Genomic DNA, 6,992 nt, shown 5'->3' on the forward strand with positions numbered 1-6,992 from the left:
TACGCCTTACCCGGCCTACTTTTTGCCCTCACAGGGCCTTGTTCAGAAACTGTAACTTGCCCCAAGCTGATACGTTCTGTCACGCCCAATCCAGCAGTTGGTCGCGTCGTAGCAGGTCAGCGTCTCTTTGTTGGTGATGTTCTGCGCGCTGGCTTTAAGCGTTAGCCCGGCCAGCGAAGGCAGAATTTCACCCATTCGATAGGATGCCGACAAATCGTACTGGGTGGTACCGCCCAGCTTACCCGCATCGTTAGCGGGTGAGATTTCCATCGGGCCGGTATAGCGCGCCCCCGCCCCCAGCATCAGCCCTTTCAGCGGTGTGTTTTCAAAGGTGTAATCCCCCCAAAGGTTGAAGGCATTCTCCGGCACCTGCGTTGGACGTTTACCTTTGTACTTGTCATCTTCCGTGTTGATCGCGTGGGTGTAGGCGTAGTTGGCAATCAGCGTCAGGTTGTCCGTCGGGCGACTGATGGCTGACAGTTCCGCCCCTTTGGACTCCACCTCCCCGGTCTGACGATAGTTCAGGAAGCCCGGATCGGAGGTGACAACATTTTTCTGACGGATGTTGAACACCGAGGCGGTAAAGGTAGTGGCGTAGTCGGCCAGCAGATATTTCACGCCGCCCTCCACCTGCTTGCTGGTGGTCGGTTTGACGTCTTTCGCCACGAGCGTGCCCTGCGGCGACACCGGCGCAAAACCTTCGGAATAGCTGATAAACGGCGAAATCCCGTTATCAAAGGCGTAAAGCGCGCCCAGACGTTTGGTGACGCGATCCTGCGATACCCAGGCCTTATCACCGTTTTGCAGATAATTAGTAGTGACGGAGCGATAATCATCGTAACGCAGGCTGGCCAGCAGATTTAACCCGCCAAACTCCACCTGATCCTGCAGGTAATATCCGTTCTGCTGATAGCTCAGACGGTTTTTCTGAGCGGTATACAGCCCTAATGCGCTTTCGCTGATTTGCGAATAGTCAGGATTGCGCATATCCATGCCCGGCGTGGTCGACGCGTAACGGTAGTGGAAATGGGCGTTCAGCTTCTGATAGTCAAACCCGGCCAGCAGATGGTGTTGCCAGTCACCCAGCGCCACGGTTTTGGTGACCTGGTTATCGATGTTGAAGCTCTGCAGATCTTCATCGGTGGTGTAGGCAAAACGGTTGAGCTGATAAACCTCGCTTCCCGTGCCCGTTGCATAGACGCTGCGCTGATGCGTGTCGACGTCGAAATAGCGCGCCTTCTGGTTAAAGCCCCAGCCGCTGTCAAACTCATGCTCAAAGCTGTAGCCCAGCATCCACTGACGCTGCTTAAACCCGCTCCACTCATCACCGGCGTAATCGCGCTTGCCCGCGTATGTCGAGCGCAGGTAGGCGATCGGAAGCGGGTTAGACGGCGTCAGGCTCGGGGAGTTCTGCGCCAGCGCATCCAGGGTGAGGCGGGTTTTGCTGTCGGGTTGCCAGGTGACGGACGGGGCAACCAGGTAGTTTTCATACCGGGTGGTGTGCGGCTGATCGTCATTTTCCGTCGCTTTACCCAGCAGGCGGTAGTTCCAGTCGCTGTTGGCAATCTGCCCGGTTGAGTCGAGATAGCCCTCTTTCAGGTTGCGGTTGCCGGTGTTAAAACCAAATTCGGTTCGCGCTTCCCGCTGCGGCTTTTTACTCTGGATATTCACCAGCCCGCCCGGCGAGCCGCCGCCGTAGAGAACCGATGAGGGGCCTTTCAGGATATCAACGCTGTCAATCAACAGCGGATCGATGCGCGCTTTGGTATTGCCGGTGACGTTATAGGGTAACTGCAGCCCGTTGTAGAACTCCTGGTCGACGGTAAAGCCACGAATTTTATATTCGCTCATGTAGGAGGTATTTCCCCGCACTTCGGTTGAAACGCCCGGCGCATAGCGAAGGATTTCATTCACGGAATTCGCATGGCGCTTGTCAATTTCCGGCGCAGAGAGGGTCGTGATGACCTGCGGCGTTTTATTTTCAGCTACGGCCGATTTCGTGGCGCTGTTCGTCCAGGCCGGCAGCGCGCTGCCCTGCTCTGCGCCCGTGACGACGATAGTGGATTCTTCGGCGAATGCCGGAGCGTGCAGTGCGAGCGTGATGGCGCCTGCCAGGGCGCAAAGCGTAAAACGAGAGGGAGTCATAATGTCGTCTTGTTGTCAGATGCAATACGGAACGACAATTATTATCATTTACATTAACAAATCAATACTCAGGTAAAAAAACGGCCCTCCGCAGAGAGCCGTTTACGTTATCTTATGCTCGTCGCAGTAACCTGAATATGCCCAGCACCACAATGGCGCCCACGACAGCGACCAGAAAACTGTGCAGGTCAAAACCACTTATGTTGCCTCCGAAGCCAAACATCGTCGCCAGCCAGCCGCCCACAACCGCACCAACGACCCCGAGTACACAGGTCAAAATAAAGCCGCCGCCATCGTTTCCCGGCATGATCAATTTCGCGATAGCGCCAGCAATAAGACCAAAGATAATCCAGGCGATGATACCCATAGCGATGCCCTCTTGCAGGTTTAACGCATGTGCAGAAAACCATCTGCACAGCTAACTTAAGTATAGGTCATCGCCGGAAAATCATTTTCTTGTCACCGACTTATCTTTGCCTGAACAGGCAAAAAAAACTCACCGGTTTGTATTAAGTTTCATTGCAGATTGCCGATAACGCTAAGACAGTCTGTCATCTATCAAGGAGCCATCCGGCGTGAGTCATTACAGTGAGCAGTTCCTCAAGCAAAATCCGCTGGCTGTATTAGGGGTATTACGCGACCTGCAAAAAGGTGAAGTGCCGCTGCGCATCAGCTGGTCGAATAATCAGTTCATCAGTAAGATCCTTGACGCTTCGCAGGAGCGGCTGGTGATTGATTTAGGCAGTCAGGAGTATGAAAACCGCGCGGCGCTGAAGGCGGAGAATATCGCGGTGATGGCCGAAACGCAGGGCGCCAAAGTGGAGTTTGTCCTGTCGCGACTGGAACTGAGCGAATACCAGGGGCTGCCGGCCTTTGTGACCCCGCTTCCCACTAATCTTTGGTTTGTCCAGCGCCGTGAATATTTCCGCATCAGCGCCCCGCTTCACCCTGCCTACTTCTGCAAGGCCAAAATGCCGGACAAAAAAGAGATTCGCTTCCGTCTCTTCGATCTGTCGCTGGGCGGTATGGGCGCGCTGATGGATACGCCGAAGCCTGACGGACTGGTAGAGGGCATGCGGTTCACGCAAATCGAGCTGGATATGGGGGGCTGGGGGCGCTTTTATTTCGATGCACAGCTGATTGCCATCAGCGAACGCACCGTCGTGGACAGCAAAAATGAAACGATCACCACGCCGCGTCTGAGCTTCCGTTTCCTCAACGTCGGACCTGGCGCTGAGCGCGAACTGCAGCGCATTATCTACTCCCTGGAGCGGGAGGCGCGCGAACGCGCAAATAAAGTTCTGTAAAAAACATCGGGCAGCGTGACCGCCGCCCGTCTGCGGCATTACATGGCATCCATCGCTTTCTGCACTTTCCAGATATAACGAGGCGCCTGTGGTGCCGGGTGATTTTTCACCACATGCTCAAAGAATTCGTCTTTGTCCATGCCGTTAATCTCTTCTATCGCCTCTTTGCGGTCAGAGGAGAAGGTTCTCAGCAACGCGCCGGCGCCGTTAACGTAAGACACCACCAGCGCGTACTGCATGACCTCCGGATCCTGAATCCCCTTCAGCACGCCATGCTCCATGATGCTCAGATAGGCCGTGCCCATTGAAATGTTGCGTTCCGGGTTCTTCAGTTCGCTGGTCGACGGCTGGCCGCTCCAGCCCATGTAGCGGTATACCTCTCTCCCCGCCGTTGACGCTTTAAGCTGCATCAGCCCCACCGCGTTCGACTTGCTGACAAGCGTGGGGTTACCGCCGGACTCCACCGCAATGATCGCCGTGATGAGACGCGGACTGACGCCCCAGGCTTTCCCGGCTTGTTCACTGATCGGCATCCACTGCATCGCCCGCTTCACCGGCACTTCCGGGTTCCAGGGCGGGTTTTGATAATCATGTTTTGAACTACAGCCAGCGAGCAACACAATCAAAAAAGCAAACCATCTCAATTTCACGTCATCTATCCTTATAGCCGGTCATCGCGGTGCGCCGCCCCTTGAAGCAGGCGGCGTATACGCGGCATGATATAGACAATTAGTTTCTCATTCAGCAAGGAATTGCCATGTCTCAGATTCATCTCATCGCGCCGTCGGGCTACTGCATTAACCAGGACGCGGCGCAGCGGGGCGTTCAGCGTTTGCTGGAATCGGGCCACCAGGTAGAAAATCAGACGATTATCCCCCGCCGCCAGCAGCGTTTTGCCGGTACCGAAGCGCAGCGGCTGAATGATATCAACAGCCTGGTGAACCTGAAGGGTGAAAACCGGATAGTGCTGGCGGTGCGCGGCGGATATGGCGCGAGCCGGCTGCTGGAGAGCATTGACTGGCAGGGCCTGGCGGAGCGTCAGCAGCAGGATCCGCTGCTGATATGCGGCCACAGCGATTTCACCGTCATCCAGCTTGGGCTGCTGGCGCTGCATAACGTCATCACCTTCAGCGGCCCGATGCTGGCCGGTAACTTCGGCGCGCCGGAGCTGGAAGCGTTCACCGTGGAACATTTCTGGCGCGCGCTGCGTAATCCCACCTACAGCGTGGAGTGGCAGGGGAATGGACCGCACTGGGAATGCGAAGGTCAGCTCTGGGGCGGCAACCTGGCGATGCTGGTTTCGCTCATCGGCACCCCGTGGATGCCGAACATTGAAAACGGCATTCTGGTGCTGGAAGATATCAACGAACATCCGTTCCGCGTCGAACGGATGCTGTTGCAGCTCTATCATGCCGGTATTCTTGAGCGCCAGTCCGCGATTGTGCTGGGCAGCTTCAGCGGCTCTGAGCCGAATGACTATGACGCGGGTTACTCCCTGGAAACCATGGTTGAGTTCATTCGCTCGCGGCTGGATATTCCGGTGATCGCCGGTCTGGACTTCGGTCATGAGCAGCGCACCGTGACTCTGGCGCTGGGGGCGCACGCCGCCCTGCTCCATAATGATTCCGGCTCCCGGCTGACCATCAGCGGCCATCCTGTCATAAAGGCATAAAAAAGCCGTTATACCCCCTTAATAAAACGCTGTTGCCGTCGTTAATATGTTAGGGTTTTAGAAACAGCGTTAACATTGAGGTGGGAGTAAGAGAACATTGGATGCCGCAGCGATAATCAGCCTTTTCATTCTGGGTTCGGTCCTTGTAACCAGCAGTATTTTATTAAGTTCATTTTCATCGCGTCTCGGCATACCTATTCTTGTTATTTTCCTCGCCATCGGCATGCTGGCCGGCATTGATGGCATTGGCGGTATCCCATTCGATAACTACCCTTTCGCCTACATGGTGAGTAACCTGGCGCTGGCGGTGATCCTGCTGGACGGCGGCATGCGCACCCAGGCGAGCTCCTTCCGCGTGGCCTTAGGGCCCGCGCTGTCGCTCGCCACGGTCGGCGTGTTGATTACCTCCGGCCTCACCGGAATGATGGCCGCGTGGCTTTTCCATCTGAATATCATGGAAGGGTTGCTGATAGGCGCCATCGTGGGCTCAACCGATGCGGCTGCGGTGTTTTCCCTGCTCGGCGGTAAAGGGCTTAACGAACGCGTTGGCTCCACGCTTGAGATTGAATCCGGCAGCAACGACCCGATGGCGGTGTTTCTCACCATCACGCTGATTGAGATGATTCAGCAGCACGAGACGGGCCTCAGCTGGATGTTTGCGTGGCATATCCTGCAGCAGTTCGGGCTGGGGATTGTTATTGGCCTGGCGGGGGGATACCTCTTACAGCAGATGATCAACCGCATCTCGCTGCCCTCGGGGCTTTACCCGCTGCTGGCCTTGAGCGGCGGCATTCTCATTTTTGCCGTTACCACGGCGCTGGACGGCAGCGGCATTCTCGCCGTCTACCTCTGCGGGTTCCTGATGGGTAACCGCCCTATTCGCAACCGCCATGCCATTTTGCAGAACTTCGACGGCCTGGCATGGCTGGCGCAGATCGGCATGTTCCTGGTGCTCGGTCTTCTGGTTACCCCATCGGACCTGCTGCCCATCGCCGTTCCGGCGCTGCTGTTGTCTGCGTGGATGATCTTCTTCGCACGTCCGCTGTCGGTATTTGCTGGCCTGCTGCCGTTTCGCGGCTTCAACCTGCGCGAGCGCGTCTTTATCAGCTGGGTGGGTCTGCGCGGCGCGGTTCCGATTATTCTTGCCGTCTTTCCGATGATGGCCGGTCTGGATAACGCCCGGCTGTTCTTTAACGTGGCCTTCTTCGTGGTGCTGATTTCGCTGCTGTTCCAGGGAACGTCCCTCGGGTGGGCGGCAAAAAAAGCCAAAGTCGTGGTGCCTCCCGTGGGCTGGCCGGTGTCGCGGGTGGGGCTCGACATTCATCCGGAAAACCCGTGGGAGCAGTTCGTCTATCAGCTGAGCGCCGACAAATGGTGCGTGGGCGCTTCGCTGCGCGATTTGCACATGCCGGCCGAAACGCGCATTGCCGCCCTGTTCCGCGACAATGTCCTGTTGCACCCTACCGGCAGCACCCGCCTGCGCGAAGGGGATATTCTCTGCGTGATTGGCCGCGAGCGTGACCTGCCCGCGCTGGGCAAGCTGTTCAGCCAGTCGCCGCCGGTGGCGCTGGACCAGCGTTTCTTCGGCGATTTCATTCTGGAAGCCAGCGCCAGGTTTGCCGATGTGGCACTGATTTACGGCCTGGATGAAGGTGCTGAAGACGAAGATAGCCAGCAAACGCTGGGCGAAATCATCCAGCAGCGGCTTGGCGCTGCCCCGGTCGTGGGCGATCAGGTAGAGTTTGCCGGGATGATCTGGACGGTAGCAGAGAAAGAAGATAACGCGGTAAGGAAAGTCGGTTTGAGGCCGATGGAAGAGGAAGCGGAGTAGCGGTTTTTTTGCCGGGCGGCGGCTTCGCCTTACCCGG

At 56.8% G+C, this 6,992-nt stretch carries 6 protein-coding genes; 3 read left to right on the forward strand and 3 right to left on the reverse strand.

Annotated features, from left to right (window positions below; genetic code table 11):
- Nucleotides 1-42: 42 nt before the first annotated feature.
- Both B498_RS04635 and B498_RS04630 read right to left on the reverse strand, forming a co-directional pair.
- Complete coding sequence (locus tag B498_RS04635) at nucleotides 43-2,145, reverse strand: TonB-dependent siderophore receptor (protein WP_008502661.1); 2,103 nt, start codon at nucleotides 2,143-2,145, stop codon at nucleotides 43-45.
- 112 nt (nucleotides 2,146-2,257) lie between these two features.
- Nucleotides 2,258-2,512, reverse strand: a complete 255-nt coding sequence (locus B498_RS04630; protein ID WP_008502662.1) for a GlsB/YeaQ/YmgE family stress response membrane protein — start codon at nucleotides 2,510-2,512, stop codon at nucleotides 2,258-2,260.
- A 208-nt stretch (nucleotides 2,513-2,720) separates the two neighbouring features.
- Between B498_RS04630 and ycgR the strand changes: the two genes are divergently transcribed.
- Nucleotides 2,721-3,452 (forward strand): flagellar brake protein YcgR, encoded by a 732-nt coding sequence (ycgR, locus tag B498_RS04625; protein WP_008502663.1) that lies wholly within the window; start codon nucleotides 2,721-2,723, stop codon nucleotides 3,450-3,452.
- Nucleotides 3,453-3,490: 38 nt separating this feature from the next.
- On the opposite strand, the gene emtA is transcribed toward ycgR, so the two are convergent.
- Nucleotides 3,491-4,102 carry a membrane-bound lytic murein transglycosylase EmtA gene (emtA, locus tag B498_RS04620; protein ID WP_008502664.1) on the reverse strand — a complete coding sequence of 204 codons (612 nt, stop codon included), beginning with the start codon at nucleotides 4,100-4,102 and terminating at the stop codon, nucleotides 3,491-3,493.
- Between the two features lie 107 nt (nucleotides 4,103-4,209).
- On the opposite strand from emtA, the gene ldcA reads away from it, so the two are divergent.
- Nucleotides 4,210-5,124, forward strand: coding sequence for a muramoyltetrapeptide carboxypeptidase (ldcA, locus tag B498_RS04615; protein ID WP_008502665.1), 915 nt, complete (start codon nucleotides 4,210-4,212; stop codon nucleotides 5,122-5,124).
- 97 nt (nucleotides 5,125-5,221) lie between these two features.
- Nucleotides 5,222-6,955 (forward strand): potassium/proton antiporter, encoded by a 1,734-nt coding sequence (locus B498_RS04610; RefSeq protein WP_008502666.1) that lies wholly within the window; start codon nucleotides 5,222-5,224, stop codon nucleotides 6,953-6,955.
- Nucleotides 6,956-6,992: the final 37 nt, after the last annotated feature.

It is taken from the genome of Enterobacter sp. SST3 (assembly GCF_000286655.1).
Taxonomy (GTDB): domain Bacteria; phylum Pseudomonadota; class Gammaproteobacteria; order Enterobacterales; family Enterobacteriaceae; genus Enterobacter; species Enterobacter roggenkampii.

Coding starts and splice junctions, on each gene's coding strand:
- B498_RS04630 (WP_008502662.1), bottom strand. CDS start 2,512: ATGGGTATCATCGCCTGGATTATCTTTGGTCTTATTGCTGGCGCTATC.
- B498_RS04635 (WP_008502661.1), bottom strand. CDS start 2,145: ATGACTCCCTCTCGTTTTACGCTTTGCGCCCTGGCAGGCGCCATCACG.
- ldcA (WP_008502665.1), top strand. CDS start 4,210: ATGTCTCAGATTCATCTCATCGCGCCGTCGGGCTACTGCATTAACCAG.